The sequence below is a fragment of the Azospirillum sp. genome, from assembly GCF_035628975.1.
In the GTDB taxonomy this organism is placed as follows: Bacteria; Pseudomonadota; Alphaproteobacteria; order Azospirillales; family Azospirillaceae; genus Azospirillum.
Map to the genome: position 1 here is coordinate 19669 of NZ_DASPIS010000054.1, position 25993 is coordinate 45661.

Sequence of the window (25993 nt, forward strand, 5' to 3'; positions counted from 1 at the left end):
ACTGATTGCAGATCTGACAACCTGAAGGCGATCAAAACCGATCGTTCTTTTCGTGGGTTTGGTTTCGGTAGCTAAGGAGTTCGCAATGACGGATCTAACGGAAGAGCAGAAGCGTGAAAAGAAGAACGCATATATGCGTGAGTACCAAAAGAAGCGGAGAGCAGCCATGAAGCCTGAGGAGATAGCTCAGCGTCGTGAGGAAAGTCGAGAATACCATCGTGAGTATAAGAGAAGAAAGCGGGCAGAGTATCTTGCAAAAACTTCACCCGCGGATTTAGAGCGAGATCGAGCCAAGCGACGGGAGTACATCGCGGAATGGCGTCAGAGGAACATCGACCATGTTAGGGAATATGCGCGCGAGACTGCCCGAAAAGCCAAAGCGTTGAATCCGGAAAAAGGCCGAGAGGCAAGCCGCCGTTGGTACAAGCGTAAGATTCTGGAGGACCCACACTTCCAAGCTAAGGAGAAGGCGCGGATGCGCTCTACTCCCGAAGGACGGGAGAAACTGCTTACCATTCAGCGCAGGTTTACAGATCGCTTAGCGCAATGGCTCAGGGCCTACAAGCTCGAACGCGGTTGCGCCGATTGCGGATACAGTGGGCATCATGCTGCGCTGGAGTTCGACCACGTCATGACTGGCAAATCCATCAACGTCGGTGAATGTCGGTCCTACGCCAAGGCGAAACGCGAGATCTCACTTTGCGAGGTTGTCTGCGCCAATTGCCATCGCATCCGCACATGGGAGCGCCGCCAGAAGATCAAGCAAGCGACGCAAGATATCACGTAAAGCGCCTGTTGAATGCGGTATGGGGAGAGTTGCTGGTGCATCCAACAAAGAATTACGTATTACGGCAATGCTCCTATCTAAAGGTATGTGCGGAAATACAGCCGACAATCCTCGAATTTCAACGCTGCGCAGCTTTTAGGGCTGCCAGTTGTGTTCATCGGGGACTTTTGGCATACAGGTGTCTTTGCGAGCGAGAAGGATATCGAGTTCCTTCTCGCTCTCCATGCGGTCCGGCAGCTTACATCCCAACACGTCACAGGCTGATATGTAGCCTTCGCGGCTCTCTAAGGCAGCGTTTAGTGGTGTTTTACCCCCAAGGTGGCTGCACGGTCGCAACAACCATGCGTGCGCCGTGTCCCGTGTCTCGAAAGTCATTCGGGCATAATTCAAGAGTCCTCGCGCGCGACTCCGTGGAGTACCGTCGCGCTCAGCTTTGAGCATAGCGACATCTCGTTGCAACGTTTCAACCGCCTTCCAGAGCGCGTCGTGATCATTTGCCATGAGCCACCTCCACTGGTCTCCAGTGAAGTGGGTTCTGCAACGCACATGAAAAGTACATTTCCCCAGCCTTTTTCGGCATACTTCACCACCATGGTGGGGTGCATCTTGCGATGGAACTATTGCCCTGCCATCCCGGTGGTGTCCCTAACATCGCAGCGGCCAATCCACAGCCGCCTTCCTGGTTGGTATGAGACCAACGATTGTCGCCCTTGGCCCAAGCATGTCCGTGCATGGAGCTCTGTGGTCTTGGACGAGCGCTCTTATCGCTTCCTACACATAGATCTGGTGACTGAGCAGGCAGATCAAAGTGAAGGAACCCCTGCAGTCGCAACCGGGTTAGTGGCCTTAAGTGTGCACCAACCCAGGCCCACGTCGCTATTAGGTCTGAGAGCTAATGCATAACGGGCCAATCAACAAAAAATGAACGCAAAAATCTTGAGTTGTGTACAATCTCATGTCGGCTCGTGGCGTGTTTACCGACGTTCAGGCGCCGGAGGACTTCAGGCGTGGGTCCTCACGCTAGATAACGTCCTCCATAGCTGCTTGTGAGGCTACCGCAGAATACGAGGCGCTGCGCAGCGCGGCTTGGGCGCTCTACGTCAGGCGAGCGGCAAGATGCAGCGCAGCCGTTCGCCCCGTAGGGGTGCATCTGCTGCATCATTGCATCCGTTGGCTTCTATAGGCTTTTGGGCGCGATGCAGGACCACAACCGTTACATCTGCTGCATCGCTTCCTCCCTCTGCCAATAAATGGCTGGAGGCCTTTGATGCAGCGTTACGCCGGTCTGCTTTGTACAAGGCTGCATCATTACGGATTTTCTACCTTGACGATAGTCACCGGCGCTTTCGCGTGACTGCCCTCCCTTCGCCGCCAAAGGCGGTAGTTTGTTCCATCGATGCAAACCTCGCGCACTCCAGGCGCCAGCGGGATGGACGCGGTGATTCGCTCGCCTGCAGTGCGTTCCTTAACACCGAGAGCATCGCAGACGATACCAACCATATCTCCCATCCGCGTCTCGGACCCAATCATGGCCCGTGCGATAATCTCGGCGATGTTGCGATACTCAGGCTCTGCCGCCCGTTCGCGTTCACGGCGGCGCTCGTGTTCAAGCTGCGTTATGTCGAACGGCTCAAGAACGCCTACCGTATCTCCGTTGCGCAGGACGATGGTAACTTTGCGGAACCAGTAAACTCCGCCGCTCAGGGCTTGGTTGTTCTTTCCTTCCACCAAACGGACCAACCGAAGGCGCTCCCCGTCGCTCAGGCCGTACTTCTTTGCTGTCTCTGCATCCGTCGGCAGCAAACTTGCTTGGTGACGGATGGAGGCAGTGATTGATCCAGCCCCTCGCCCCATGTGGTTAACTCCTTCTGTACCACCAGCATTGGCCTTCGAGGTGTGGTGGACCACGCAAACCGCGCAATTGGCGCCGCGCGCGATGTGGCGGTAGGCACTCAACACTACGGCCATCTCCTCGTTAGAATTCTCATTTGCTGCATGCGTCTCGACCAAGGGATCGACGATAACAGCGACAGCGCCGATGCGCTGGGCTTCCGCGATCACGTCGTTGACCAGAGGCGTAACGATGGTGATGTTGCCGTTGCGGTCGCGATGAGCCACGAGAAACCTGCTGTTATAGAACGTCGTCCAATGCAAGTTCCCGTTCAGATCGTTCCACGACATGCTGTAATGATTGAGCACCGCAGCAAGACGACGGCGCAACTCATCCTCGTCATCCTCAATGCTGACGAGCCAGACTGGCCCAACTTCTTTCACTCCCACGCCCAAGAGGTCGCGTCCAGAAGCGATGCTGACCGCCATGATGAGCACCTTGAGAGATTTGCCGACACCTCCATCGGCCGTGAGCATCGAGGCGTTGCCGCGGGACAAGAAGTGCCCGTAAACCCAGCACCGCGGCGGTAGGTTTTCGGGAGCAAACGGCTCCACTGGCCATGCCTGGATCATGGTTGAGGCCGTGGCTGCCGAAATAGCGGGGACGCCTAGCTCGGAGGCGCCCCAATCGGCGACGGTTGCCTTGAGCGAGCCGGCGCTGGCCTCTCCCTTTTGGAAGCAACGTGATACGTCGGCGACAATCCGCACCATGTCACCGTTGAACCGCTCGCCGATACCGGCCGGATGCGCTGCAATCACGGCAACGATGTCGCTTGGGGGACAGCCCCGCTCCCTCAATTCGGCCACTACGTGGTGGACAGCCTCGCTTCGGTCGTTCTCACCGCTTCTCTCCTGCTTGGCCGTCCTACCCGTCGTAATTTCACGGATCAACCAATCCGGCAATTGGGAAATGATCGCCGGCACATCGCGCTGAGTATCAATGAGCGACGCCATGCCAAGGCGGTCGGGCATGAAGGGCGCCATGGCGTTCGCGATGTTGCGCGCGTCGCTGAAGCCAAGTGCCTTCTTCAGGTCCTCGGGTTCAGTGCTGTGATCGTCCAACTCTTCGTGCCACCGTACCCGCTGGGGCAGCGATGGACGACCGTCGTTCAGCTTTTTGCGGTTCGGCCAGTTGTAGGTGCCGGGGATGCGCCAGACGTGGGAAACGTCGGCAGTGCCGTGGTCGCATCCACAGCGTTGCTTCAGAGCAACCGCCAGCGCCTTAGCCTTGTCAGGCATGACAGGCACGCCGAACCAGTAAACGGCTTGATACCGCCCAGCACTTGTCTCCAGTACACAGTCGGGGTTCAACGGAAGACGATCGCGGTATCCCGCCGCATTCAAGTCATCGAAGTCGGCGACGAGGCCGAGCGATGCTACGATATCCGCCTCACCCCCCTTTTTCCCTGAGGGAAGGTCGGGCCGAAAGACTGCCAAGCTGGCATAGACGTTCCGGTGCGGCTCATCCGACAAGTCCATGATGAACTCGACCATGGCGTCCACCGCGCCGACGGAAAAGTGGCCGACGATTGGTGGCAACAATCGCCCATCCGGCTGCTCGCCGTAGCTCGCCGCGACCAACTTGCCATCGTGCCGGATGGTCGAGGCACGGTGATGGAGCGTTTCAACATACGCTCTGACTAACGGAAGATTTGGTACATAGCACGTAGCAGGCGTAACATCGGTCAAGTCCAAATCTTCAAATTTGAAGGTTTCGCCGTCTGGCATCTTGCCTCCGCGGGCTCAAGAATTAGCGTAGACTTGCGATCGTTCATATCGATGAACGCATCCAGCATTGGGTCACGGGGAGAAAAGCAATAATCCCGACGAGCGGAAGCCCGCCGGGATACTCGTTTTCTAGGACTCGGTGGTGTTGCGCAGACCCGTTTCAAGGAAAGAATGAAGGTCCTTTTCACGGTAACGTACGGCGCGAGCTCCGACCTTCACGAAGGCCGGACCGATGCCCTTCCATCGCCAACGAGTCAGAGTCTTGGGAGAGAGATTCAGCAGGGCGGCGGCTTCCTGCTCGTTCAACATGGACATGGGGCCATCCTCGAAGCTGTTGATGCCTCATGCTCTCCCGAGCTTGCTCGCAGGTCGTCCCACGTGAGCGGATTTATAGAGTTACCGAATTCGATAGTTGCTATCTGCTGGAATTGGTCACTTGGAACTCAACCTCGACCACATTCGGCTGTTCTTGGGCAGACATCGCTTCCGCGAGGCGTCGCCCAATCAGGTCGTTTGCTCGGCGTACCGGATCGGCCGCGAGGTGAGCATACCGGTGGGTCGTCGCGGCTTGCGTGTGCCCCAGCAGCTTGCCGATGATCGGCAACGCCATGCCTGCCGCCGCGCCAACGCTGGCAAAGCTGTGGCGGAGGTCGTGAAGGCGCACATCCGTCAACCCCACGGGAAGCTTGATCCCCACCGCAGACGCTTCTGCGGCGACCTCGGTATGAGCAGGCTGGCACTTAAGGCGGGTCTTGAGGTCCACCACCAGCTTGCCGGGTGCGCTTTCCGGATACGCTTCCCATAGCGCCACTGTCGCTCGCATCCGGATGCGCTGCCAGATGTTCTCCATAGACTGGAGGTGGCCGCCCTCGGTAAAGCCGGCAACAACATGCGGGTTGCCGGGCTGCCGTGGCAACTTCGCCAAGACGTCGCGGGCAGGTGCGTTGAGGTGGACGAGCTTGGCGCCCGTTTTGCTGTCAGGCAGGCGCAGGCAGCCGTTTGGGAGGTCCACATGCTCCCACTGCAGCGTGACGATCTCGTTCAGTCGGCAGCCGGTAAAGATCAGCAGGCGTACGGCGGCGATCGCGGTGGTCGGGGCCGTGCGCTCCTCCTCCATCGCCGTCAGCGTTTCGCCCAGCACCCGCAGCTCGACGTCAGACAGGAAGCGCTCGACTTTGCGTTCCGCATACTTCTCAACGTGCCGGCAAGGGTTGGTGCCGTCTGGACGCACACCCCAACGTTCCGCGAGGTTGAACATCTTGGAAAGGACAGCCAACACGCGATTCGCTTGGTAAGGGGTCGCTCGAAGTTTGTGGTGCAGCTTGGTCACCTCGGTTCGGTCAATGTCCGCTACGCGCTGCTTTCCCAAGGCGGGCAGGATGTGCTTGTCGAGGAGGCGCTGGTACTCCTCGGCCGTGCGCGCTTTCCGCTTCGCATCCGTGTGCTCGGCCATGAACCGTGTGGCGAACTCTGCAAGGGTTGCCGCCTTGCGTTCGTCCTGGCGCTGGAGGCTAGGGTCGGCGCCCCGTCGCACCTCGGCGAGCATGTCACGAGCGATGTCACGGGCCTTCTCAGGGGTCAGGATCGGATAATCGCCGAGCTTCGGGCGCCGCTCCTTGTGGCTGGCAGTGCGGTAATACAGCATGAAGCTCCGCTGGCCGGTGGGCATGATGCGAATGCTCAAGCCCTTCACGTCGCTGTCGTTCAGGATGAGCGGTTTCGATCCTGGTTGAGGGGTCGGCGTCGCGTCGATCAGCTTCTTGGTCAATTTCGGCATGACTTGGTTCCTATCGCTAAGTGCGACCTTGACCCAGTCTAGGTCGCACCCAGGTCGCAACGTGCAGCGATCTGGGGAGGTTCCAAGCATTCTCAGAGAACGGAGCTTGCCTGCCAAGTCGTTGAAAGTAGGTAGCTAAAACGATCGCAAACGTGCTTCCGCAAGCTTGGGCTTGACTGACGTTGTCTGATTCGTAATCAGTAGGTCCGGGGTTCAAATCCCTGTTGCGGCACCAGTTTCTTCAAGGGCTCGGCAAGCAATTGCCGAGCCCTTGCTCGTTTCGGGGTTGTTGCGGTGTTGTCAGTTCGGGCGCTGGTCAATCGAGTGCTTGGCGGTTGCCAAAAACAACTCGGGCGCCGCATCCCCCGACACGGCGCCCGCCACTCACCCCATAATGCCCTTCGGTCTCACTCCACCGCGTAAGGCGGCTTCGTGTACCCCGCCGGCGACAGGGTGAAGGTCTCCGCCCCGTCGGCGGTCACGCCGATGGAGTGCTCGAACTGGGCGGACAGCGACTTGTCCTTGGTCACGGCGGTCCAGCCGTCGCCCAGGATCTTCACGTCGGGGCGGCCGGTGTTGATCATCGGCTCGATGGTGAAGATCATGCCTTCCTTCAGGACCAGACCCTCGCCCGGCTTGCCGTAATGCAAGACCGACGGCGGCTCGTGGAAGACGCGGCCGACGCCGTGGCCGCAGAAATCGCGGACCACCGAGAAACGGTGGGACTCGGCGAAGGTCTGGATGGCGTGGCCGATGTCGCCCAGCGTGGCGCCCGGCTTCACCGCGGCGATGCCGATCATCAGCGCGTCATAGGTGACGTCCACCAGCTTGCGCGCCTTCACGCCGACATCGCCGCACAGATACATGCGGCTGCTGTCGCCGTACCAGCCGTCGACGATCGGCGTGACGTCGATGTTCAGGATGTCGCCGTCGACCAGCCGCTTGTCGCCCGGGATGCCGTGGCAGACGACATGGTTGACCGAAATGCAGTTGGCGCGCGGGAAGCCGCGATAGCCCAGCGGGGCGGGGATGCCGCCATGGTCGCGGATGAACTGCTCCAGCAGGCGGTCGAGTTCGCCCGTGGTGACGCCCGGCTGCACATAGGAGACGATGTAGTCCAGAGCCAGCGCGGCCAGCCGGCCGGCCTTGCGCATGCCTTCGAATCCCTCCGGACCATGAAGACGGACGCGGTTGGATTCGACGTGATCCTGTTCCAAGACGAAAGCCCCTATGCCAAGTAACCGAAAGCCCGATGCCGAAACCCGCCGCGGCCCTAAAGCCGGATCGGCAGCGGCCGGTCCAATTCAATCGATTCGGGCGTGATCGCGCAAGACCAACACAGCGCCTCCACTCCCGAATCCAGCGCGCGGCGCAGACCGTCATGATACGTCGGATCGAGATCGCCCGCCGTGCGGAAATGGGAACAATCGCCGCGCTGGACAAGGTAGAGCATGACCGCGCGGCAGCCCTGGGCCACCATCGCCGCCATCTCCTCCAGATGCTTGGCGCCGCGGGCGGTGACGCAGTCCGGGAATTCGGCGGCGTCACCATGAGGGGCGTCGGGGCGGCGGAGGTGGACGTTCTTGACCTCGACATAGGCGGGCGGACGGGAGCCGGGCTTGGCCGGATCGTCTTCCAGCAGCACGTCGATGCGGCTGTTGCGGCCGTATTTCACCTCGCGCCGCAGCCGGTCGTAGCCGGCCAGTTCCGGGATCATGCCGGCGGATATCGCGGCGGCGACCAGCGCGTTGGGATGGCCGGTGTTGACGCCGACCAGACCCTCGCCCCAGGGGGCGGCGGCCTCCACCAACTCCAGCGTGTAGGCCAGCTTGCGTTTCGGGTTGTCGGAGTGGGACAGCCAGACGGCGGAGCCGGGGATGTCCAGCCCGATCATGCTGCCGGAATTGGGGACATGCGCCGTCACCTCCACCCCGTCCAGCAGGGCGTCGGCCCCGTCCAACCGGACGTCGGCGAGGAACCGCTTGTAGCGGCGGATCAGGCGGCCTTGAAGAAGGGGGGTGGGAAAGCGCATCTTGGCGGCGACGCTACCCTTGGCCTTCCCGCTCGACAAGAGCGTTCCACGGAGACCCGCACCGCCATGACGTCCGAGACCGCCGCAACCCCGACCGGAGCAAATCCGACCGCCGCCGTCCTGGTGATCGGCAACGAGATCCTGTCGGGCCGCACCAAGGACGCCAATTTGGGCCACATCGCCGAGAAGCTGACGGAGATCGGCGTGCGGCTGCGCGAGGCCCGCGTGGTGCCGGATGTGGAGGAGGAGGTCGTTGCCGCGGTCAACGCCCTGCGCGCCCGCTACACCTATGTCTTCACCACCGGCGGCATCGGCCCGACCCACGACGACATCACCGCCGCCTGCGTCGCCAAGGCCTTTAGCGTGGCGCTGGAGCGCAATCCGGAAGCGGTATCCCGGCTTGAACGCCATTACGCCGCCGGCCAACTCAACGAGGCGCGGCTGCGCATGGCCAATGTCCCCGCCGGCGGCATCCTGATCGACAACCCGATCAGCCAGGCGCCCGGCTTCCAGATCGGCAACGTCTTCGTCATGGCCGGCGTGCCCAACATCATGCGGGCGATGCTGGACGGCATCCTGCCGCGGCTGGCCGGCGGACCGGCGCTGCATGCCCGCACGGTGGCGTGCGAGTTGGGGGAGGGAGTGATCGCCGCCGATCTGTCGGACTTGCAGGATCGCCATCCGAATCTCGAGATCGGCAGCTATCCTTATTTCCGCAACGGCTTCTTCGGCGTCAGCCTGGTTCTGCGCGGCACCGACGAGGTGGAGGTGATGGCGGCCGCCGATGAATTGGCGGCCACCATTCGCCGTCTGGGCGGTACGCCGACCGTCACGGTTGGTACGAAAGGGTAATGCGGCGCTATGACCGCAGCTATGTCGGCGGATCGATTGTCCCGGACCGATTCGGTCCTATATTAGCCTCCCATCATCCAAACCGCGTCTGCCGGGAGGCTCCGCCATGAAGAGCTTTGAGAAAGCGGCGTTGCTGTTCCTTCTGCGCCATCTGGCAGCGGGCGTCGCCGGTGCGGTGGTGCTGGCGACCGGTCTCTTGTGGTTCGACGTCGCCAAGCTGGCGACGCTGATCGGCAGCAGCGAGTACGGGATCACCGCGACGATCATGCTCTATGCCGGCCTGATGCTGACCTTCGGCAGCGTGTCGATGGGAATCGGCATCATGACGATGAACGAGGACACCCGTCCCTGAAGCGCTCTGGTCCCTGGGAGCCTTAGAGGCAACTTGCGAGCTGGCCGTTCGGAAAGGCTGCGCTCAGAAGTTGGCGCCGAACGGTCCGAAGCGGTCATAAATCCACACGAGCGCCACGATCGCCGCCAGCCAGAGTGCCGCGTTGCGAAGCACGACCCCGCGGTTCCGGCGAAGGGCGGCCGGCACCACCAGAACGGCCACCATCAGAAGCGCCACCAGCGACAGCCAGTTCGTCTCGCTCACGCCGCGTCCTCCCTTTGCCCGGCCCTATTCAGGGCCTGTCCCGCAGTTGCGCTTCCTTCGATATGGGAATGCCTGCGGTTTTGCGAAGGCCCCTTGACCCGCAGCCCCGCGATTGTCTAAGTCATGACCACGGAACGGTGCGTTGCATATCGCAGTATGCAATCTGCGCGGGCAGCGCGGGGCCGCTCCGTCGACATGAGCTTTGCCGTCATGATCCGGTCGCCTGACCGGCCTATGATGGCGGAGTCTGGGGCGCGGGCGTGGCGAAACCGGTAGACGCAAGGGACTTAAAATCCCTCACCCTAAGGTATGCGGGTTCGAGTCCCGCCGCCCGCACCATCTTCATTGCAGTCCGGCCTTCTTCCATATCAACAATCAGCGTTCCACCGGACCCCCGGCATTGACCCAGGCGGCGAAGCCGCCGCGCAGGCGGTTGATGGATCCGGTGTGGCCGGCGGCCACCATGCGTTCGGCGGCGGGGCCGCAGCGCATGCCGCCTTGGCAATGGAAAACCAGATGCTTGGCCGGGTCGGTCGGTACCCGCGACGGGTCGAAAGAGGACAGCGGGTTCAGAATGGCGCCGGGAATATGGCCGGCGGCATGTTCATGGGCTTCTCGGACATCGATGATCACCGCTTGGCCGCTGGCCTGCCACTCGATGGCGGTCGCTGGGTCGACCTGGCGGATGGGACCGGCGCCGCTGCGGTCGGCCGATGGGGCGGTGGGGATCAGGCGGCGGAACAGCGTGCACAGGGACATGGTCGGTTTGCCTTGAATCGAGACGGTTGGTCGGGCAGGGCGGACGCCGGGAAAACCCTTGACCATAAAATTAGTAGTTTCTAATTTAGTGTCAATGAGTGCGTCCATCCTGACTCCGGGGCTGCGGCCCGCCGCCAAGTTGATGAAGGCGCTGTCCAACGAGGCGCGCCTGCTGATCCTGTGCGAACTGGGGCAGGGGGAGCGCAGCGTCGGCCAGTTGGGCGAGATCGTCGGGCTCAGCCAGTCGGCCCTGTCGCAGCATCTGGCGCGCTTGCGCGCCGACGGGCTGGTCCGCACGCGGCGAAGGTCGCAGACGATCTTCTACTCGATCGCAAGCCGGGAGGTGACGGCTGTCATAGAGGTGTTGGCCGACTTGTTCTGCCAACCGCCGCACTCGTCCGGCGAGCGCCCACCGTCCTGCGGTGCCGCTGTGGCGGATGCCGTGACCGATTCGGTAATGGAAGAGGGGACGGCGGATTGCCGGTCAGGACCGGGAGTCCGGTCGGAATAAGGTGGTGCGGGCGGTCGGACTCGAACCGACACTCCTTGCGGAACCGGATTTTGAGTCCGGCGCGTCTACCAATTTCACCACGCCCGCAGCGACGCCTCTTCTAACTCAACAGTCCGGAAACGGAAAGTGCAAAAGAACGCCGTTTGTCGCCAGCCCGATCCCCCGCCTGCCTGCTTCGGGGACGCTGCCATGGCCGTGCTTATTCCCCGGCGGGGGTGCCGCCCCTGCCATGCCGTCGCAGGGGCGGTGCGCGCGTCGCGGACGGCTGGTCGAACGGTCGCGCACGCGCTACCTTGTCGGCCATGACGACCAAACCCCTCATGTCCCGCATCTTCGACGATCCCCGCATTGCCGCGCTGCTGCTGGCCCTGGCCAGTGCGGGCGTGCTGCTGTCGGCCCTGTTCTTCCAGTTCGTGCTGGATTACCAGCCCTGCATCCTCTGCATCATGCAGCGCTGGCCCTATGTGGCGGTGATGGTGTTCGGGCTGGTGACCTGGCTGTTCCGCCGTTGGAAAGGGCTGGGCGACGCGCTGCTGGTGGCGAGCGGGCTTGCCCTGCTGGCCGGTGCGGGCATCGCCGCCTATCATGTCGGGGTGGAGCAGCATTGGTGGGCCGGCACCTCGTCCTGCGGCGGCTCGGCCCCGGCGAATTCGCTGGAGGCGCTGCGGGCGCAGGTGATGGCGGCGCCGGTCACCCGCTGTGACGAAGTGGCCTGGTCGCTGTTCGGCATTTCCATGGCGGGCTACAACGTGGCGATCTCGCTGGCGCTGGCGGCCTACGCCTTCGTCGCGGCACGCACCGCCTACATCCGCACCCCGGTGTCGAGGACTGCACTGTGAGCGAAACGACTTCTCCGAACGCCATCTCGCGACATGGCGCGCTGCCCGGCGACCTGCCGCGGCGCGACCGGCTGGCCCGCATCGTCCGCGTCGACCATGCCGGCGAATATGGCGCCAAACGCATCTACGAGGGCCAGATCGCCGTCATCGGCAAGGGCCGCCACGGCAAGACCCTGCGCCACATGGCGGAGCAGGAGCTGGTCCATCTGCAGTATTTCGAAAAGCAGCTGAACCGCCGCCGCGTGCGGCCGACCCTGCTGCAGCCGCTGTGGCATGTCACCGGCTTCCTGCTGGGGGCCGGCACCGCGATCCTCGGCGAACGCGCGGCGATGGCCTGCACCGTCGCCGTCGAAGAGGTGATCGAGGAGCATTACGAGGCGCAGCTGAAGCACCTCGGCCCCGAGGATCAGGAGCTTGCCGACAGCATCCGCAAGTTCCAGGCGGAGGAGGTCGAGCACCGCGACATCGGCATCGTCAACGAGGCGGAACTCGCGGCCGGCTATCCGGTGCTTTCGGCGGCGATCAAGGCCGGCACGCGCGCGGTGATCTGGGTGGCCGAGAGGATTTGACGGTCGGGTCTGGGTTGGCGGGTCCGAGGGGGCCGGCCGCCCCCTCTCCCCGAAAAGGACCTTACGCCCCTTCCGCCACCACGCGCTGGTAGGCCGGCAGGGTCAGGAACTCCGTGAAGTCCTCGCGCGCGACCAGATCGCGGAACAACGACGCGGCGTCGGCGTAGCGGCCCTTGGCATAGGCATCGGCGCCGACACGCTCCTTCCAGGCAGACAGCTCCTCCGCAATGACGCGGTCGACGAGGTCGAGGGTGACGGCCTGTCCGTCGTCCAGCGCCGTGCCGGTGTGGACCCATTGCCAGACCTGGGTGCGGCTGATCTCTGCGGTGGCGGCGTCCTCCATCAGGTTGAACAGCGGGACGCAGCCCTGTCCGCGCAGCCATGCCTCGATATAGCCGATGCCGACCGCCACGTTGTTGCGCAGACCGGCCTCCGTCTTCGGCCCGGCGGGCACCGCCAGCAGGTCGGCGGCGGTGACGGTCACGTCGGTGCGCTTGCGGGCGATCTGGTTGGGCGTGGTCATGTAGGCGTCGAACACCTCGCGCGCCACCGGCACCAGACCGGGATGGGCGACCCAGGTGCCGTCATGGCCGTTGGACGCCTCGCGCTCCTTGTCGGCCCGCACGCGGGAGAAGGCGACCTCGTTGGCTTCCGGATCGCCCTTGACCGGGATGAAGGCGGCCATGCCGCCGATGGCCGGCGCGCCGCGGCGGTGGCAGGTCTTGATCGCCAGCTGGCTGTAGGCCGACAGGAAGGGGGTGGCCATCGTCACCTCGGCCCGGTCGGGCATGACGGCGGCGGGGTCCTTCCGGAACTTCTTGATGAAGCTGAAGATATAGTCCCAGCGCCCGCAGTTCAGACCGGCGGAATGCTCGCGCAGCTCATAGAGGATCTCGTCCATCTCGAAGGCGGCGAGGATGGTCTCGATCAGCACCGTCGCCTTGATCGAGCCGTGGGGCAGGTGCAGGTATTCCTCCGCCACCAGGAAGACCTCGCGCCACAACCGCGCCTCGAAATGGCTTTCCAGCTTGGGCAGGTAGAAATAGGGGCCGCTGCCGCGGGCCAGAAGCTCCTTGGCATTGTGGAAGACATGCAGGCCGAAATCGAACAGCGCGCCCGACATCGGCTCGCCTTCCATCAGCACATGGCTCTCGTCCAGATGCCAGCCGCGCGGGCGGACCTTCAGAACTGCGGTCTTGTCGCTGAGGCGGTATTTCTTCCCGCTGGCCGGATCCTCGTGGGAAATGGTCCGGCGCACGGCGTCGCGGATGTTGATCTGCCCCTCGACCAGATTGGTCCAGGTCGGGCAGGTGGCATCCTCGTAGTCGGCCATGAAGACGTTGGCGCCGCTGTTCAGCGCGTTGATGACCATCTTGCGGTCGACCGGCCCGGTGATCTCCACCCGGCGGTCGAGCAGGTCGACGGGCAGCGGGGTGATGGTCCAGTCGGCTTCCCGGATGGCGCGGGTTTCCGGCAGGAAATCCGGCTTGTGGCCCTTGTCGAGCAGCGCCTGGCGCTTGGTCCGCACGTCCAGCAGCCGCAGCCGCTCAGGCCCGAAGCGACCCTCCAGCTCCGCCAGGAAGGCCATCGCCTCCGGCGTCAGGATCTCCTCGAAACCGGGCTTCATCGGACCGCGGATCTCAAGGCTGGGCATGCTGGTGGCCATCGTGCTGCTCCCCTTCCCGTATCGTGACGAACCGCTCTCTCGACGGTTGAGCGACCGGTATAGCACGGTACAGGCGCAACCTGGGGACGGCCTATGGTCGCAGAGGGGGTGTCGGGATCAGCCCGTGCTTCTTCAGCATGCCGCGAAGCTGGTGGTAGCCGAGCCCCAGCGCCTCGGCGGTCTGGCGCTGGTTGAAACGGTTCCGCTCCAGGGCCTCGCGCAGCTTGGCGGCCTCGAAGGCGCGGACCTGATCGAGGATGCCGCCGTCGAAGGCGGGGACTGCCGGCGGAGGGGTGTCCGTGACCGGCTCTGGAGTTGGACGGGCGGTCGGCGCCGCCGTCGGGCGCCAGGGCGAATCGAAGGGGTCGAGGATGATGCGGTCCAGCGGCTCGTCGCTCTCGGCGGCGGCGACCGAGCGCTCCACCGCGTTGCGCAGTTCGCGCACATTGCCGGGCCAGTCATGGGCGCGCAGCCGGTCGAGCGCGGCGGCGGTGAAGCCGGAAAACAGCGGGCGCTGCAACTCGCGCACCATCCCCAGGGCAAAATGCTCGGCCAGCGGCGGGATGTCGTCGGGCCGGGCGCGCAGCGGCGGCAGCGTCACCACGTCGAAGGCCAGCCGGTCCAGCAGGTCGGCGCGGAAGCGCCCCGCCGCGGCCAGCGCCGGCAGGTCGGCATTGGTGGCGCCCACCACACGGACATCGACGGTGGCGGTCCGTCCGCCGACCCGCTCGATCTCGCCATACTCCACGGCGCGCAGAAGTTTTTCCTGAACGGCGGGGGAGGCGGTGGCGATCTCGTCCAGGAACAGGGTGCCGCCATCGGCCTGTTCGATCCGGCCGATCTGCCGGCGGGTGGCGCCGGTGAAGGCCCCGGCCTCATGCCCGAACAGCTCCGAATCGAGCAGCGATTCGGGCAGCGCGGCGCAGTTCACCTTGACGAAGGGGCGATCCCACCGCTGCGACAGATAGTGCAGGCGGGCGGCAATCAGCTCCTTGCCGGTCCCGCGCTCCCCGATCACCAGCACCGGCCGCTCCAGCGGCGCCACCCGGGAGACATGGGACAGCGTCGCCAGGAAGACCGGCGATTCGCCAAGCAGGGAGGGAGGGGCGGCTTGCATCGCGTATTTCGTCACTCAATCGCCGATTAAGCGATCGTATCGTTGAAACAGCGATGCGGCAAGCGGGGCGGCATCCTCGAGCTCAAGGAAAAAATCTTTTAATAACAATAGCTTAATGGGCGTCTGGCCGGTTTGGCACGCCGGTTGCGATAGTAGCGGCATGGTAAGGAGGTCAAGCATGAGCGACTTCAGCGATTTCCGCCGCCGCTATGGCGGTGACCGCTTCAACACCGCGCAGAGCCGCCCGACGATGCGGCGCGTGCGCAACTATCTCGCCACCCGGCCGGTCGAAAGCTGGCTGTTCTTCTTCGCCGGCATCGTCGCCGGCGCCATCCTCGGCTGATACGCTGCTGATAAACGGGACACCGACCATGAGCATCTTTTCGCGCCTGACCGACATCGTGCAGTCGAACCTGAACTCCCTGCTCGACCGCGCCGAGGAGCCGGAGAAGCTGATCCGCCTGATCATCCAGGAAATGGAAGACACGCTGGTCGAGGTACGCTCCTCCACCGTCAAGATCATCGCGGAGAAGAAGGAGATCGAACGCCGCGTCGCCGACCTCCACCGCGAGCGCGACGAGTGGGACCGCAAGGCCGAGGTGGCGCTGACCCGCGACCGCGAGGATCTGGCCAAGGGCGCCCTGATGGCCAAGTCGAAGGTCGCCGAGCAGGCCGACGCGCTGGCCGAACAGCTGGTGCAGGTCGAAGCCGCGCTGTCCAAGGCCAACGAGGACATCGGCCGCCTGCAGGCCAAGCTGACCGACGCCAAGACCCGCGAGAAGGCGCTGGTCGCCCGCACCCAGACGGCCAGCAACCGGGTCAAGGTCCGCACCGTCCTGCATGACGAGCGCATCAACGACGCCCTGTCGCGCTTCGAGCAGGTCGAACGCAACCTGGACGAGATGGAGGGCCGGGTCGAGGCCTACGACGTCGGCCGCACCAAGAGCCTGACCGAAGAGATCGCGGAACTCGAAGCCTCCCACAAGGTCGAAGAGGATCTGGCAGCGCTGAAGGCCCGCATCGCGGCGCGGCGCAACGGCTGACCCTTGCCTTGGTGCCGGGGTGGGGCGGTGACGCCCCGCCCACTCCCCTCACGACAATAAGAAGGCCCGACGACCATGGGGTTCCTGGGTTTCGTCCTTGCGGTGCTGTTCATGGTGGTGGTGGCGCCGGTCTGGATCGTCTTCCACTACATCACCAAATGGCGGTCGCAGCGCGGGCTCTCCGCGCAGGACGAACGGCTGCTGGCCGAGCTGTGGGAGATCTCCAACCGGCTGGAGGCCCGCGTCCATACGCTGGAACGCGTGCTGGATGCCGAGGCGCCGAACTGGCGCAACAAGGTGTGAGGGTTTCGGCGGATGCCCCCTCCCTAACCCTCCCCCACCTTTGGTGGGAGAGGGAACTCCGCTGAACTCCAGCAAAGCTCCTGCCCCCTCTCCCTCGAAGAGGGGGAGGGATGGGGTGGGGGCATTCGAAGCCGACATTCTCCCACCCAACCCGAAACTCAACGAAAGGAACGAGGCCGCCATGGACCGCACGTCCTTCTACGACTCGCCGAATCCGCATCGGCTCTATCGCGATCCGCAGCGCGGGGTGCTGGGCGGGGTGTGCACGGGCGTCGCCGATTATTTCGGCGTGCAGCCGATGGTCGTCCGGCTGGCGATGCTGTTCGCCCTGTTCTTCTTTTCGGTCCCGCTGGTGATCGCCTATGTGATCGCGCTGCTGGTGCTGCCGGTGCGTCCGGCGCAGCTGTATCGCGATGCCGAGGAAGAGGCGTTCTGGCGGACGGTGTCGACCAAGCCCGACCGGACGCTCGCCGGCCTGACCCAGCGCTTCCGCGACATGGACAAGCGCATCGTCGGGATGGAGGCCTACGTCGCCTCCAAGGAGTTCGAGCTGAACCGCGCGATCCGCGACCTGGACCGCTGAGTTGCAGTGCTGTCGTCCCGACGGGAAACACCCCATCGGGAAACGCCCAATCGGAATACGTCGTGAAGCCGGTGACGTCAGCGACGCTGACGGCGCCGGTCGCGGACGCGGATCGGGATCGGTTTGGGGGTGGGCATCGTGGCGATCAGACCGGCCAACGCCGCAGCCGTCGCCACCGCACCACCGAGCAGAACGAGATCCATCATAGGCCCTCCACCATCGAGATCGCCGCGTTCACCCACATGGTGAAGCAGATGGTTACAACATGGTAGCGAAAAGAGAGGCTGACAACATCTGTCCCATCGGGGCAGCCCCCACTAGACTTCGTCATCGAACACCTGCCGCCCCTCCCGGACCTTGATCCAAATCACGGGCTGGGCCGTTATTGGTCGAAGGAACAGGGTGCCATCCTTTCCAGATGGGAAGGACCGGCGCCTTTGTCGAATCCCCGCCCTTTGACGGAGCCCCGCCCCGATGTCCGACAGCAGCCTTCACCAAGGCGCCCCCCGCAGGCGCAAGTCCCTGGTCCGCGGCGCCCTTATGCTGAACGGGGCGTCGATGGTGGTGACGGCGCTGCTGTTCGTCCTGCTGCTGTCGCTGGTGGCGCCGCCGATGGGCGTCAACGCGCCGGGCGCGCGGATTGGGCTGTGGGCGCGGCTGGCGGTCTGGCCGGCGCTTGTCTTGTTCGGCATGGTCGTCGGGGTGATGGCGATGCGCGGCCGCACCCAGGCCTTCAACCCGGTCGACGACCCCGAATCGCGCGGCCAGCGCGTCGCCCAGCGGGTGCTGGCGAACAGCGTGGAGCAGTCCGCCATCTTCGTGCCGGCGCTGGCCGCCCTGGTCGCCACCCTGCCGCAGCCCTCGCTGGGGGCGGCGGTCGTGGCGACAGGGCTGTTCGTGCTGGGGCGGCTGCTGTTCTGGGCGGGCTATCTGGTGCATCCCTTCGCGCGGGCGCCGGGCATGGCGATGACGCTGACCGTCAATCTGATCGTGCTGGGCTGGGCCGTTCTGCTGCAACTGGGCGGGATGCAGCCCGGCTGACGGGCTTTTCCGCAGGAGGAGCGCTGGCCGGGGCCGCGGTCTTCGCCAGATGCAGCCAGCGGCGGTAGGCCTCGACGCCCACCGGCGCCCGGTGCTTCAGTCCGATGCGGACGATCTGCGGCAAGGCCAGCAGCACCTTCAGGTCGGTCATCCGCGGTCCGTGGCGCAGGTTCTTCCAGCTGTTGCCGGCCCAACTGCGCGCCAGTCGCCACGCCATCAGGGAGGACGGGCAGCGCGCCACCTCGCGGATCAGGTCGTTGCGGTGGTTGTAGAAGCGCTCCATCCCCGGTTTGCGGCCCTTCTCGCTCTTGTCGTGGTAGACCATGACGTCGGGTAGGGCGACGACGCGGTAACCGGCGCCGACCAGCCGCAGGCAGCGGTCCTTCTCCTCCCCCTGGCGGTAGAGTTCGGGCATGTAGAGGCCGACCCGCTCGACCGCGCTGCGCCGCAGCAGATGGCCGCAGCCGACATACCAGGGCACATCGAAGGGGGCGGCCCCCTTGGGGAAATAGACCAGCCCGTCGCGCGTCTCGATGTTGCAGGCGACGGCGGCGACCTCCGGATTCTCATCCAGATAGGCGACGCAGCGTGCCAGCCCGTCGGGATCCTCGAACCAGCTGTCGTCGTCCACCGACAGGATGCAGTCGCCGGTGGTGTTCACGAAGCCGAAGTTGCGGGCCAGGATCAGCCCGCCGTTGTGCGGCTGGCGGACGTAGCGGACGGTGGGAAACTCCGCCCGCATCATCGCGCCGGTGCCGTCGGTGGAGCCGTCGTCGATGACGATGATCTCCATCGGCGGGGTGGTCTGGTTCATCAGCCGGGTCAGCGCGATGCGCAGCTCCGGCCCGCGGTTGTAGGTGGCGATGACGGCGCTGACGGTCAGCGTCATGACGGCTCCCTTCGGACAAGATTGGGCGGCGCCACCACCGGACGCAGCGGGTCGTCCTCCAGGATCCCCCAGGCCCGCAGGGCGCGGGTCAGCCCGATCCATAGCAGGATCGGCAGCAGCGAGAAGAAGCCGAACTTCACGATGGTGATGTTGCCGTCGCGGAACCATTGCAGGCACAGCGGCAGGAAGGCGCAATAGAACAGCACGGCGTAGCGGTTGCGGAACCCGTCGGTCCAGAACCAGCGGTGCAGCCGCCCCAGGATCAGGCCGACCATCACCATGGTGACGATCATGCCGATCCAGCCGGCGCTCATCCAGCCGTCGCCGGGCAGCGAGGTGGTCAGGTTGTAGAAGACGCCGTAGTCGTTCAGGTCCACCCACTTCACCGGCGCGCCGACCGGCTTGTCCGGCCACAGCAGGCGCGGGATCGGTTCGGTGAACAGCTGCAGGTACTGGGTGAACCAGGTGTAGGTGGCCGACTGCTTCGGCACCACCCACAGGATGTAGGCGAGGAAGTCGAAGTTCGCGAGATCCTGGCCGGCCAGCGCGTCGATCGCCCGGCCGCCGCCGCTGCCGCCGTTGAACCTCAGCAGGACCGAGGGCGGCGCATCGCCGGCCAGCACGTCGCGGAAGGCGTCGCGGTTGTTGCCCAGCAGCGTGAACAGCCCCAGCACCGGCACCGCGGCCAAGGCATGCCACAGCCGGAACCATTTGGTGCGCGTGCGGTACAGCATCAGCAGCACCAGGCCCAGGATGCCCATGATGATCGCCCAGCGGCCCCAGCCCAGATAGGCACGGTAGGCGACGAAGGCGCCGAAGGGGATGAAGGACAGCGGGTGGAACCGGCAGATCCAGATCAGCCCCAGCGTCAGCGGCAGGCCCATCGAATGGGCTTCGGCGATGTAGCCGGTGGTGTTGGTGTAGATCGGCTGTCCGGTCAGCGGATCGCGTTCCATCTGCACGTCGCCGGTGCCGTCGAAGCTGGCGCCGCCCTGGCGCTGGATCGCCGAATAGATGGCGAGCGGCCCCAGCAGCGCCGCGGTCGTCAGGAAGGCCACCACGTCGACGCGGTCGAAACTGAAGGACGGCGCCGGCTCCCCGTTCGGGGTCCAGTCGGGACGGACCATCCCGGCCCAGGCGCAGGCGGCGGCGAAGGCGACCAGCCCGACCGAACTGACCACCAGCGTCATGACGAACTGCTGCTCGCTGGGCCAGAAGCCCATGAACAGCCAGACGTCGTTGAAATTCTGCGTGTGGACCAGGATCGGCCGCATGACGAAGACCAGAGCATGGAAGATCAGGTACAGCGTCAGCGGATGGAACATCGATGCGCTGCCGGTGCTGAGGAACACCGCGATCACCAGCACCAGCACCAGGACCTGCGCGATCAGCGCCATTTCGATCATCGGCAACCCGTCCCCGGTTGTAGGCTTCGCTTCCGGCCCCCGCCTGATCGGGACGCTCCGCGGGCAAGCGGGTACGACCGGCCGGTCAGGCTAGGATGAAAAGCCAGCCTATACGTCCCGTCCCGGCCGGGCAGGGGTGCAGAGGGCGTGGCCCCTTCGCACCCGCACACCCCCTTCGCGCTTTTGCCGGTGCGGCTGGCCTGGGTCAGTCTCCCCCCTTCGGCGGAAGGTCTGTCGCAACGGAGGAGCTTTCTTCATGCCCCGTTCCCACCCTGAGTCCTGGAGCCGCGCAGCCCGGATCCTGGCGATCTGCGCGGTCCTGCTGCCTGCCGGATGGGCGATGGCGGTCGCGGCGGAGACGACGTTTTACGTGTCGCCCACCGGGAACGACCGCTGGTCGGGCCGCCTGTCCCAGCCCTCGGCGGACGGGCGCGACGGTCCCTTCGCCACCCCGGCCCGTGCGCTGGCCGCCGCCAAGGGGGGCGGACCGGCGACGGTGCGGCTGCATGGTGGCACCTACCGATTGGCGGCGCCGCTGGTGGTGGACAGCTCGCTGCCGGGGCTGCGGCTGACCGCGGTGGAGGGGGAGCAGCCGATTCTGTCGGGCGGTGAGGCAGTGGGTGGTGCGCAGCTGGCGAACGGCGTGCTGTCGGCGCCGCTGGCACGCGATCCGGGGCTGGACGTCTCCATTGGCGGTTCTGGCGGCGGCCCTGGCGGCGGGCAGCGGCTGGACGCCGCGCGCAGCGGCGACTTCGACCCCGGCGACCCGCGCAGCGGCTGGTTCCCGGCCAAAGCGGTGCAGTCCAACGCCAAAAGCCCCGATTCCAAAAGCCCCAATTCCAAAAGCCCCAATTCCAAAAGCCCCGGATCCAAGCGGCAGATGCAGGTGCCGCCGGGCATGCTGAAGGCCGGCTGGGCCGGGCCGGGGGTGCGGGCGCAGGCGCTGGACCGCGAACGGCTGTCCGACGATCTGCTGGGGGTGGCGTCCGCCGATCCGAACGGGCTGCTGAGCTTCGGCGCCGACGGTCAGTACCCCTACCGCGACGGCTCCACCGTGCGGCTGCTCGGCCATCCCGATTTCCTGACGCGGCCGGGCGAGTTCGCCTGGGACGCCAAAGCCAAGCGGCTGCTGGTGAAGCCGCCGACCGGGCTCGACAGCGGGCGGGCGGAACTGGTGGTGGCGAGGACCGCCAATCTTCTCCGGCTGGAGAACGCCCGCAACGTGACGGTGGAGGGGCTGACCTTCACCGACGTGCCGTGGGACGGCAGCGCCGTGCTGGCGAAGGGCGGCAGCGGCCTGCGCATCGCCGGCAACCGCTTTGCCCTGGTCGGCACCGCGGTCACGCTGGACGGCGCCACGCGCAGCGAGGTGTCGGGCAACCGGATGGAGCATCTCGGCCGTTCCGGCATCTTCCTGGCGCCGGGAAGCAGCGACAACCGCGTCCTTGCCAACCGCATCAGCGACGTGGGCGAGGTGCGGTTCTTCGGCGGCGGGGTGATGGCGGCGGGCATCCGCAACACGCTGATCGCCCACAACGACATCCGGCGGGCGGCGCGCTACGGCATTTCGGTGAAGAACTGGAACCCGCAGACGGTGAACAGCGACAACGTCATCGAATTCAACCGCATCCGCGACACCGCGCGCCAGACCGCCGATGCCGGCGCCATCGAGATGCTGGGCCGCAGCGGCAACGACACCCGCAGCATCGTCCGCTTCAACGACATCAGCGACACCGGCGGCCTCGCCACCGATGCGCAGGGGCGCTGGCTGGTCCGCTACAAGGGGTTCGGCATCTATCTGGACGACATGACCAGCGGCGTGACGGTGCAGGGCAACCTGCTGGAGAACACCGGCGCCGCGGCGATCTTCCTGCATGGCGGCGACAACAATCGGGTGTCGGACAACATCACCCTGATGACCGACCCCAAGGACCGCTTCCTGCGGCTGGAATGGGTGCCCAGCGCCGGCAGGAACGGCCTGATGCACGGCAACGTCGCCAACGACAACGTGGTGGCCGCTCCATCGCCGAAGGAGCAGGTCGTCGTCAGCCTGACCGGCGGCGAATACAAGGTCGAGAACACGCAGCTCGAGGCGTCGGTGCCCGGCGCCGGAACGGCCGGTCTCGCCAGGGCCGCCGCCCCACCGGCCCCGAACTCCTCCACTGGGGGGCGCCTGCTGGACCGGTTGCTGGCGAAAAAGGAACTGCCGCTGGACCGCGTCGGGCCGGAGGGGATGCGGTAGTAAAAAACCCTCTCCCGCCGCGGAATCCCCCTCTCCCCCCTGGGGAGAGGGTCGGGGTGAGGGGGATGCACAAGGGTGGATTTTCGAGAATCCTCGCCGTGCGCCCCCCTCACCCTAACCCTCTCCCCGGGGGGGAGAGGGGATTTTGGGGGAGAGGGGGCTTTCAGCGAACTATCCCCTACGCCGTCGCCGGACGGGCCAGCGCCGGGGGAACGTCGGTCGGCTCCATCACCGGGACCGCGACCGTCGGGGCCTTCCAGGTCAGGCTGTCGAAGGCGCCGCAATGGCCGCACAGCCCGCCCCAATTGTGGCTGACCGCCCCGCAGGAGTTGCAGGTCCACACAGGATCCTCCGGCGCGTCGGCGGCCTTGGCCAGCCAGTCCTTCGCCGCATCCTCGTCATGGCGCTCGCTGCGGTCCAGCTCGGCCATCAGGCGATAGGCGCGGCGGGTCGGGCCGATCTCCATGGCGCGGTTCAGGTGCTGGCGCGCCTCGCCCCACAGCTGGGCCTCGATGGCGGCCTGGGCGACGGCGAGATGCGATTCGGCCGAATCCGGGGCCTGGCGCACCAGTTTCTGGAACAGGCGGACACGGGCCAGCGGGTCGTAGCTGGACACCAGGCCGCGGTAGATCTCGGCCAGTTCCGGATGCGGCGACTGGCGCCACGCCCGCTCCACCACCTTGGCGGCCGGCTTCGGCCGATCGGCGGCGAGCTGCAGACGGGCCAGACGCACCGCGGCGGGGACGAAGCCCGGCATCATGTCGTGCGCCGCCTGGGCGTGCGACAGGGCGGAATCGGCACGGCCGCGACGCTCCGCCTCGAAGCTGCGCTCCAGCAGCAGGACGGCGCGGTGGCGGCGGCCCTCTTCGGTCGGGATGGCCCCGGCCTGGATCGCCTGCTGCAGCGTGCCTTCGGCGGCGGCCCAGTCCCCGGCCTGCGCCTCCAGATCATAGAGCGTGCCGAGCAGCCAGGGCGTGTTGGGCTGAAGCCCGCGCGCCTTGCGGGCGAGGGTCAGCGCCTCCACCCGGTCGCCCGACTTGATCGCCTGGGTCAGCAGCCCGCGCATGCCGAGGAAGGCCGTTTCCGGCCGCTCCAGCATCGCTTCGAAATACTGCTTGGCGGCGCGCTCGTCGCCCTGCAGCTGGGCGGCCTGGGCCGACAGCAGCATGGTCAGCGGCGGCTCGTTCAGCAGCCCGTCGGCCTTGCGCGCCATCTTGCGCGCGGTCGGCGCGTCTCCGGCGGCGATCGCCACCATGCCCTGGGTCAGGGCGCGGTAGCCGCGTTCGCGGCGGCGGGCACGGCTGTGGTGGCGGAGGCGCTGCGGCGTGCGGATCAGGCCGCGGAGCAGGCGGTAGCCCAGCGCCGCGATGCCCAGCGCCGCCAGCGTGACCAGCAGGGCGACCCAGAAGGGCGCCTCGACGGCATAGCCCAGCCAGTGGACACTGACGGTGCCGGGGCGGTCGGCGAGCCAGATCGCGGCGGCGATGACGACCGCGACCTTCAGAAGGAACCAGAGGGCGCGGATCATTGGGCCGTCCCCTTCCCGCCGGCGGCGGTGGTCATCAGGGCGATGGCGCGGTCGTTCAGCTGGCGGGCGGCCTGATCGGCGGCCAGACGCGCCTTGGCGTCGGCCAGCCACGGGCCGGCGGTCTGCGCGGCCGGACCCTGCAGGGTCGACAGCTCCTCCACCGCCTTGGCCAGATTGCCCTCGCTCAGCGCGGCCTCGGCACGGGCGACGACTGCATCGCTGGTGGTACCGACGACCCCGCCGCCTTCACGGCGCACGGTGACCAGGGTGGACAGCTTGCCCACCGCGGAGTCGATCCAGCCGTTGCCCTCGCCGCGGATGTCGGCGCGGACGATCTCGCCGGCCAGCGGCTCGAACCGGTCGGTCAGCTGGGCGCGGGTCGGAATGCCCTTGGCGGCATAGGGCGCCACGGCGTCGAGCGGCTGGGTCACGCCGGCATCGGCGATGTTGAGCGCGCGGACCGCCTGCAGATCCTGCTGGAACGGCTGGCCGCCCGACAGGGAGGCGCGCAGCTGCCCGGCGGCGAGCACCAGCGCCTGGGCGGCGGTGGCGGCATCCTGGCGCTGCGTCACCGCCTGGTTGACGCTGGTGACCTGCTGCTTCAGCGAGTCGACCTCGCCGCGCAGCTCCTGCGCCGCCTGGGCGTTGCCGGCGGCGGCGGAGACCTTCTGTTCCAGCGCGGCCAGCCGGTCGGCCAGTGCCTTCTGGGCGTCGGCGACGCCGGTATCGGGCGCGGCGGCGGCCGGGCGCTGTTCCAGCGCGTCGATCCGCTGGGTCAGCGCCGCGAGGCCGGCGGCGGCTTCGCCGTTGCCGCCATTGCCGGGCGCGGCGGCCGGGCGCTGTTCCAGCTTGCCCACGCGGTCGACGATCTGCTGGATCTGGGCGCGGAGCGCCGGGTCGGCCGGAGCGGCGGCGGAAGACTGGGCCGGGGCAGGGGCGGCCGGCGACGGCCAGCCGGGCAGGGCCGGACCCCACCAGGGCGCCGACAGGGCGGCTGCACCGACCAGCAGGGCGACCACCGACAGAGCGGTGGCGAAGCCGCTGCCGGAGCGCGGCTCGTCGATGTAGGACGGCGTCGGGGCGATGGTCGGGCGGGCCGGCTCGGAATCGGCACGGTTGTAACCGGCGCTGCCGGTGGTGCCGGACGGCGTCCAGCTGGAGGCCGTCGTCTTCGGCCCGTCGGCTGCGGTGTCCGGCTTGGCGGCGTCCGACTTGAACGGATCGGCCTTCGCGTCTTCCGCCTTCTCCGTTTCGGACTTCGGCGTGTCGGACAGGCTGTCCGTGGCGCCGATCGGCGTGGCCGGCGGAATCAGGGCGTCGGAGGACTGCAGTTCGGTCACCGGGCCGGCGGTCGTCCCAAGGCCGGATGCCCCAAGGCCAGATGCCGGGGTCGGCGTGTCGGCGCCGGGGATGGTGTCGGCGGGGATGGTGTCGGCGGGGGAGGCGGTCGGCACCGGCTCTACCACCGGAACCGCGTCAGCGGGGGTGATGAGCGCGGCCGATGCCGCGTCGGTCGGCCGGTCTTCGCTGGGGGTGGCGGCGTCCAGGTCGGCGTCGTCCAGCTTGATGCGGTGCTTGGCGGCGGCGGTGCGCAGGTCGGCATGGCGGGCCAGCGGGATCGCGCCGCGCTTCTTCCAGCCCTGCACCGTCGTCACCGGGGTGTCCAGCTTGTGGGCCATGGGGCGGATGCCGCCGAAACGTTCGACGATGCGGTCGACCGCCGCATTGCCGGTGCTGGCGCCGTCGCCGTCACGGTCGGTGCCGGGGCGTTCGGAGCCTGGACGAGAGGTCATGGGCTGTACCTTCGGTTCGCTGTTGTTCGTCTTAACGTCACAG

General features: G+C 66.0%; 26 protein-coding genes and 2 tRNA genes. 13 read left to right on the forward strand and 15 right to left on the reverse strand.

Annotated elements, in window-relative coordinates; translation table 11 throughout:
• Window positions 1-85 precede the first annotated feature (85 nt).
• Window positions 86-787, forward strand: a complete 702-nt coding sequence (locus tag VD964_RS12050; protein ID WP_324868838.1) for a hypothetical protein — start codon at window positions 86-88, stop codon at window positions 785-787.
• 1308 nt (window positions 788-2095) lie between these two features.
• Here VD964_RS12050 and VD964_RS12055 read toward each other — a convergent pair.
• The 5 genes from VD964_RS12055 to sfsA form a co-directional block, all read right to left on the reverse strand.
• On the reverse strand, window positions 2096-4405 hold the full coding sequence (locus tag VD964_RS12055; RefSeq protein WP_324868839.1) for an AAA family ATPase: 2310 nt from the start codon (window positions 4403-4405) through the stop codon (window positions 2096-2098).
• Between the two features lie 129 nt (window positions 4406-4534).
• Window positions 4535-4720 (reverse strand): helix-turn-helix domain-containing protein, encoded by a 186-nt coding sequence (locus VD964_RS12060; RefSeq protein WP_324868840.1) that lies wholly within the window; start codon window positions 4718-4720, stop codon window positions 4535-4537.
• A gap of 100 nt (window positions 4721-4820) precedes the next feature.
• The gene (locus VD964_RS12065; RefSeq protein WP_324868841.1) at window positions 4821-6182 is read right to left on the reverse strand and encodes a tyrosine-type recombinase/integrase; all 1362 of its coding nucleotides are present in this window, start codon (window positions 6180-6182) and stop codon (window positions 4821-4823) included.
• A 407-nt stretch (window positions 6183-6589) separates the two neighbouring features.
• On the reverse strand, window positions 6590-7399 hold the full coding sequence (map, locus tag VD964_RS12070; protein WP_324868842.1) for a type I methionyl aminopeptidase: 810 nt from the start codon (window positions 7397-7399) through the stop codon (window positions 6590-6592).
• Window positions 7400-7455: 56 nt separating this feature from the next.
• Window positions 7456-8214 carry a DNA/RNA nuclease SfsA gene (sfsA, locus tag VD964_RS12075; RefSeq protein WP_324868916.1) on the reverse strand — a complete coding sequence of 253 codons (759 nt, stop codon included), beginning with the start codon at window positions 8212-8214 and terminating at the stop codon, window positions 7456-7458.
• 66 nt (window positions 8215-8280) lie between these two features.
• On the opposite strand from sfsA, the gene VD964_RS12080 reads away from it, so the two are divergent.
• Window positions 8281-9066: a competence/damage-inducible protein A gene (locus tag VD964_RS12080; protein WP_324868843.1), complete on the forward strand. Its 786-nt coding sequence runs from the start codon at window positions 8281-8283 to the stop codon at window positions 9064-9066.
• 106 nt (window positions 9067-9172) lie between these two features.
• Window positions 9173-9418, forward strand: a complete 246-nt coding sequence (locus tag VD964_RS12085; RefSeq protein WP_324868844.1) for a hypothetical protein — start codon at window positions 9173-9175, stop codon at window positions 9416-9418.
• 63 nt (window positions 9419-9481) lie between these two features.
• Here the strand turns inward: VD964_RS12085 and VD964_RS12090 are convergent, their stop codons facing one another.
• Window positions 9482-9661 (reverse strand): hypothetical protein, encoded by a 180-nt coding sequence (locus VD964_RS12090; RefSeq protein ID WP_014246704.1) that lies wholly within the window; start codon window positions 9659-9661, stop codon window positions 9482-9484.
• Between the two features lie 254 nt (window positions 9662-9915).
• Here VD964_RS12090 and VD964_RS12095 point away from each other — a divergent pair.
• A tRNA-Leu gene (locus tag VD964_RS12095) sits at window positions 9916-10000 on the forward strand.
• A gap of 36 nt (window positions 10001-10036) precedes the next feature.
• Here the strand turns inward: VD964_RS12095 and VD964_RS12100 are convergent.
• Window positions 10037-10420 carry a rhodanese-like domain-containing protein gene (locus VD964_RS12100; RefSeq protein ID WP_324868845.1) on the reverse strand — a complete coding sequence of 128 codons (384 nt, stop codon included), beginning with the start codon at window positions 10418-10420 and terminating at the stop codon, window positions 10037-10039.
• Window positions 10421-10514: 94 nt separating this feature from the next.
• Between VD964_RS12100 and VD964_RS12105 the strand changes: the two genes are divergently transcribed.
• Window positions 10515-10931, forward strand: a complete 417-nt coding sequence (locus tag VD964_RS12105) for a metalloregulator ArsR/SmtB family transcription factor (protein ID WP_324868846.1) — start codon at window positions 10515-10517, stop codon at window positions 10929-10931.
• Window positions 10932-10933: 2 nt separating this feature from the next.
• Here the strand turns inward: VD964_RS12105 and VD964_RS12110 are convergent.
• Window positions 10934-11018 (reverse strand) — tRNA-Leu (locus VD964_RS12110).
• 233 nt (window positions 11019-11251) lie between these two features.
• Between VD964_RS12110 and VD964_RS12115 the strand changes: the two genes are divergently transcribed.
• Window positions 11252-11770: a disulfide bond formation protein B gene (locus VD964_RS12115; protein WP_324868847.1), complete on the forward strand. Its 519-nt coding sequence runs from the start codon at window positions 11252-11254 to the stop codon at window positions 11768-11770.
• Window positions 11767-12339 carry a demethoxyubiquinone hydroxylase family protein gene (locus VD964_RS12120; RefSeq protein WP_324868848.1) on the forward strand — a complete coding sequence of 191 codons (573 nt, stop codon included), beginning with the start codon at window positions 11767-11769 and terminating at the stop codon, window positions 12337-12339. Before VD964_RS12115 ends, VD964_RS12120 begins: the two co-directional genes overlap by 4 nt.
• Before the next feature lie 61 nt (window positions 12340-12400).
• On the opposite strand, the gene aceB is transcribed toward VD964_RS12120, so the two are convergent.
• A complete protein-coding gene (gene aceB / locus VD964_RS12125; RefSeq protein WP_324868849.1) occupies window positions 12401-14005 on the reverse strand; it encodes a malate synthase A in 1605 nt (534 codons plus the stop codon).
• A 91-nt stretch (window positions 14006-14096) separates the two neighbouring features.
• The gene (pspF, locus tag VD964_RS12130) at window positions 14097-15122 is read right to left on the reverse strand and encodes a phage shock protein operon transcriptional activator (RefSeq protein ID WP_324868850.1); all 1026 of its coding nucleotides are present in this window, start codon (window positions 15120-15122) and stop codon (window positions 14097-14099) included.
• A gap of 178 nt (window positions 15123-15300) precedes the next feature.
• Between pspF and VD964_RS12135 the strand changes: the two genes are divergently transcribed.
• From VD964_RS12135 to pspC, 4 genes are all read left to right on the forward strand, one after another.
• Window positions 15301-15465, forward strand: coding sequence for a hypothetical protein (locus VD964_RS12135; RefSeq protein WP_310117418.1), 165 nt, complete (start codon window positions 15301-15303; stop codon window positions 15463-15465).
• Between the two features lie 28 nt (window positions 15466-15493).
• The gene (pspA, locus tag VD964_RS12140; protein WP_014246713.1) at window positions 15494-16165 is read left to right on the forward strand and encodes a phage shock protein PspA; all 672 of its coding nucleotides are present in this window, start codon (window positions 15494-15496) and stop codon (window positions 16163-16165) included.
• A 75-nt stretch (window positions 16166-16240) separates the two neighbouring features.
• Window positions 16241-16468, forward strand: coding sequence for an envelope stress response membrane protein PspB (gene pspB / locus VD964_RS12145; RefSeq protein WP_324868851.1), 228 nt, complete (start codon window positions 16241-16243; stop codon window positions 16466-16468).
• Between the two features lie 181 nt (window positions 16469-16649).
• A complete protein-coding gene (pspC, locus tag VD964_RS12150) occupies window positions 16650-17051 on the forward strand; it encodes an envelope stress response membrane protein PspC (protein ID WP_149227975.1) in 402 nt (133 codons plus the stop codon).
• A gap of 77 nt (window positions 17052-17128) precedes the next feature.
• Here pspC and VD964_RS12155 read toward each other — a convergent pair whose 3' ends face one another.
• On the reverse strand, window positions 17129-17257 hold the full coding sequence (locus tag VD964_RS12155) for a hypothetical protein (RefSeq protein ID WP_256379242.1): 129 nt from the start codon (window positions 17255-17257) through the stop codon (window positions 17129-17131).
• A 268-nt stretch (window positions 17258-17525) separates the two neighbouring features.
• Between VD964_RS12155 and VD964_RS12160 the strand changes: the two genes are divergently transcribed.
• Complete coding sequence (locus VD964_RS12160; RefSeq protein WP_324868852.1) at window positions 17526-18092, forward strand: MAPEG family protein; 567 nt, start codon at window positions 17526-17528, stop codon at window positions 18090-18092.
• On the opposite strand, the gene VD964_RS12165 is transcribed toward VD964_RS12160, so the two are convergent.
• Window positions 18031-18981 carry a glycosyltransferase family A protein gene (locus tag VD964_RS12165; RefSeq protein WP_324868853.1) on the reverse strand — a complete coding sequence of 317 codons (951 nt, stop codon included), beginning with the start codon at window positions 18979-18981 and terminating at the stop codon, window positions 18031-18033. The two genes, VD964_RS12160 and VD964_RS12165, sit on opposite strands and share 62 nt — an antisense overlap.
• Window positions 18978-20387, reverse strand: coding sequence for a hypothetical protein (locus VD964_RS12170; RefSeq protein WP_324868854.1), 1410 nt, complete (start codon window positions 20385-20387; stop codon window positions 18978-18980). Before VD964_RS12170 ends, VD964_RS12165 begins: the two co-directional genes overlap by 4 nt.
• Before the next feature lie 256 nt (window positions 20388-20643).
• Here VD964_RS12170 and VD964_RS12175 point away from each other — a divergent pair, with 256 nt between their 5' ends.
• Window positions 20644-22629 (forward strand): right-handed parallel beta-helix repeat-containing protein, encoded by a 1986-nt coding sequence (locus VD964_RS12175; protein WP_324868855.1) that lies wholly within the window; start codon window positions 20644-20646, stop codon window positions 22627-22629.
• A 178-nt stretch (window positions 22630-22807) separates the two neighbouring features.
• On the opposite strand, the gene VD964_RS12180 is transcribed toward VD964_RS12175, so the two are convergent.
• Window positions 22808-24157 carry a heme biosynthesis protein HemY gene (locus VD964_RS12180; protein WP_324868856.1) on the reverse strand — a complete coding sequence of 450 codons (1350 nt, stop codon included), beginning with the start codon at window positions 24155-24157 and terminating at the stop codon, window positions 22808-22810.
• Window positions 24154-25950 carry a mitofilin family membrane protein gene (locus VD964_RS12185; protein WP_324868857.1) on the reverse strand — a complete coding sequence of 599 codons (1797 nt, stop codon included), beginning with the start codon at window positions 25948-25950 and terminating at the stop codon, window positions 24154-24156. The genes VD964_RS12180 and VD964_RS12185 overlap by 4 nt, the downstream gene beginning before the upstream one ends.
• Between the last annotated feature and the right edge of the window lie 43 nt (window positions 25951-25993).

Coding starts and splice junctions, on each gene's coding strand:
- VD964_RS12050 (WP_324868838.1), top strand. CDS start 86: ATGACGGATCTAACGGAAGAGCAGAAGCGTGAAAAGAAGAACGCATAT.
- VD964_RS12055 (WP_324868839.1), bottom strand. CDS start 4,405: ATGCCAGACGGCGAAACCTTCAAATTTGAAGATTTGGACTTGACCGAT.
- VD964_RS12060 (WP_324868840.1), bottom strand. CDS start 4,720: ATGTCCATGTTGAACGAGCAGGAAGCCGCCGCCCTGCTGAATCTCTCT.
- VD964_RS12065 (WP_324868841.1), bottom strand. CDS start 6,182: ATGCCGAAATTGACCAAGAAGCTGATCGACGCGACGCCGACCCCTCAA.
- sfsA (WP_324868916.1), bottom strand. CDS start 8,214: ATGCGCTTTCCCACCCCCCTTCTTCAAGGCCGCCTGATCCGCCGCTAC.
- VD964_RS12080 (WP_324868843.1), top strand. CDS start 8,281: ATGACGTCCGAGACCGCCGCAACCCCGACCGGAGCAAATCCGACCGCC.
- VD964_RS12085 (WP_324868844.1), top strand. CDS start 9,173: ATGAAGAGCTTTGAGAAAGCGGCGTTGCTGTTCCTTCTGCGCCATCTG.
- VD964_RS12100 (WP_324868845.1), bottom strand. CDS start 10,420: ATGTCCCTGTGCACGCTGTTCCGCCGCCTGATCCCCACCGCCCCATCG.
- VD964_RS12105 (WP_324868846.1), top strand. CDS start 10,515: ATGAGTGCGTCCATCCTGACTCCGGGGCTGCGGCCCGCCGCCAAGTTG.
- VD964_RS12115 (WP_324868847.1), top strand. CDS start 11,252: ATGTCCCGCATCTTCGACGATCCCCGCATTGCCGCGCTGCTGCTGGCC.
- aceB (WP_324868849.1), bottom strand. CDS start 14,005: ATGGCCACCAGCATGCCCAGCCTTGAGATCCGCGGTCCGATGAAGCCC.
- pspF (WP_324868850.1), bottom strand. CDS start 15,122: ATGCAAGCCGCCCCTCCCTCCCTGCTTGGCGAATCGCCGGTCTTCCTG.
- VD964_RS12135 (WP_310117418.1), top strand. CDS start 15,301: ATGAGCGACTTCAGCGATTTCCGCCGCCGCTATGGCGGTGACCGCTTC.
- pspA (WP_014246713.1), top strand. CDS start 15,494: ATGAGCATCTTTTCGCGCCTGACCGACATCGTGCAGTCGAACCTGAAC.
- pspB (WP_324868851.1), top strand. CDS start 16,241: ATGGGGTTCCTGGGTTTCGTCCTTGCGGTGCTGTTCATGGTGGTGGTG.
- pspC (WP_149227975.1), top strand. CDS start 16,650: ATGGACCGCACGTCCTTCTACGACTCGCCGAATCCGCATCGGCTCTAT.
- VD964_RS12155 (WP_256379242.1), bottom strand. CDS start 17,257: ATGATGGATCTCGTTCTGCTCGGTGGTGCGGTGGCGACGGCTGCGGCG.
- VD964_RS12160 (WP_324868852.1), top strand. CDS start 17,526: ATGTCCGACAGCAGCCTTCACCAAGGCGCCCCCCGCAGGCGCAAGTCC.
- VD964_RS12165 (WP_324868853.1), bottom strand. CDS start 18,981: ATGACGCTGACCGTCAGCGCCGTCATCGCCACCTACAACCGCGGGCCG.
- VD964_RS12170 (WP_324868854.1), bottom strand. CDS start 20,387: ATGATCGAAATGGCGCTGATCGCGCAGGTCCTGGTGCTGGTGCTGGTG.
- VD964_RS12175 (WP_324868855.1), top strand. CDS start 20,644: ATGCCCCGTTCCCACCCTGAGTCCTGGAGCCGCGCAGCCCGGATCCTG.
- VD964_RS12180 (WP_324868856.1), bottom strand. CDS start 24,157: ATGATCCGCGCCCTCTGGTTCCTTCTGAAGGTCGCGGTCGTCATCGCC.
- VD964_RS12185 (WP_324868857.1), bottom strand. CDS start 25,950: ATGACCTCTCGTCCAGGCTCCGAACGCCCCGGCACCGACCGTGACGGC.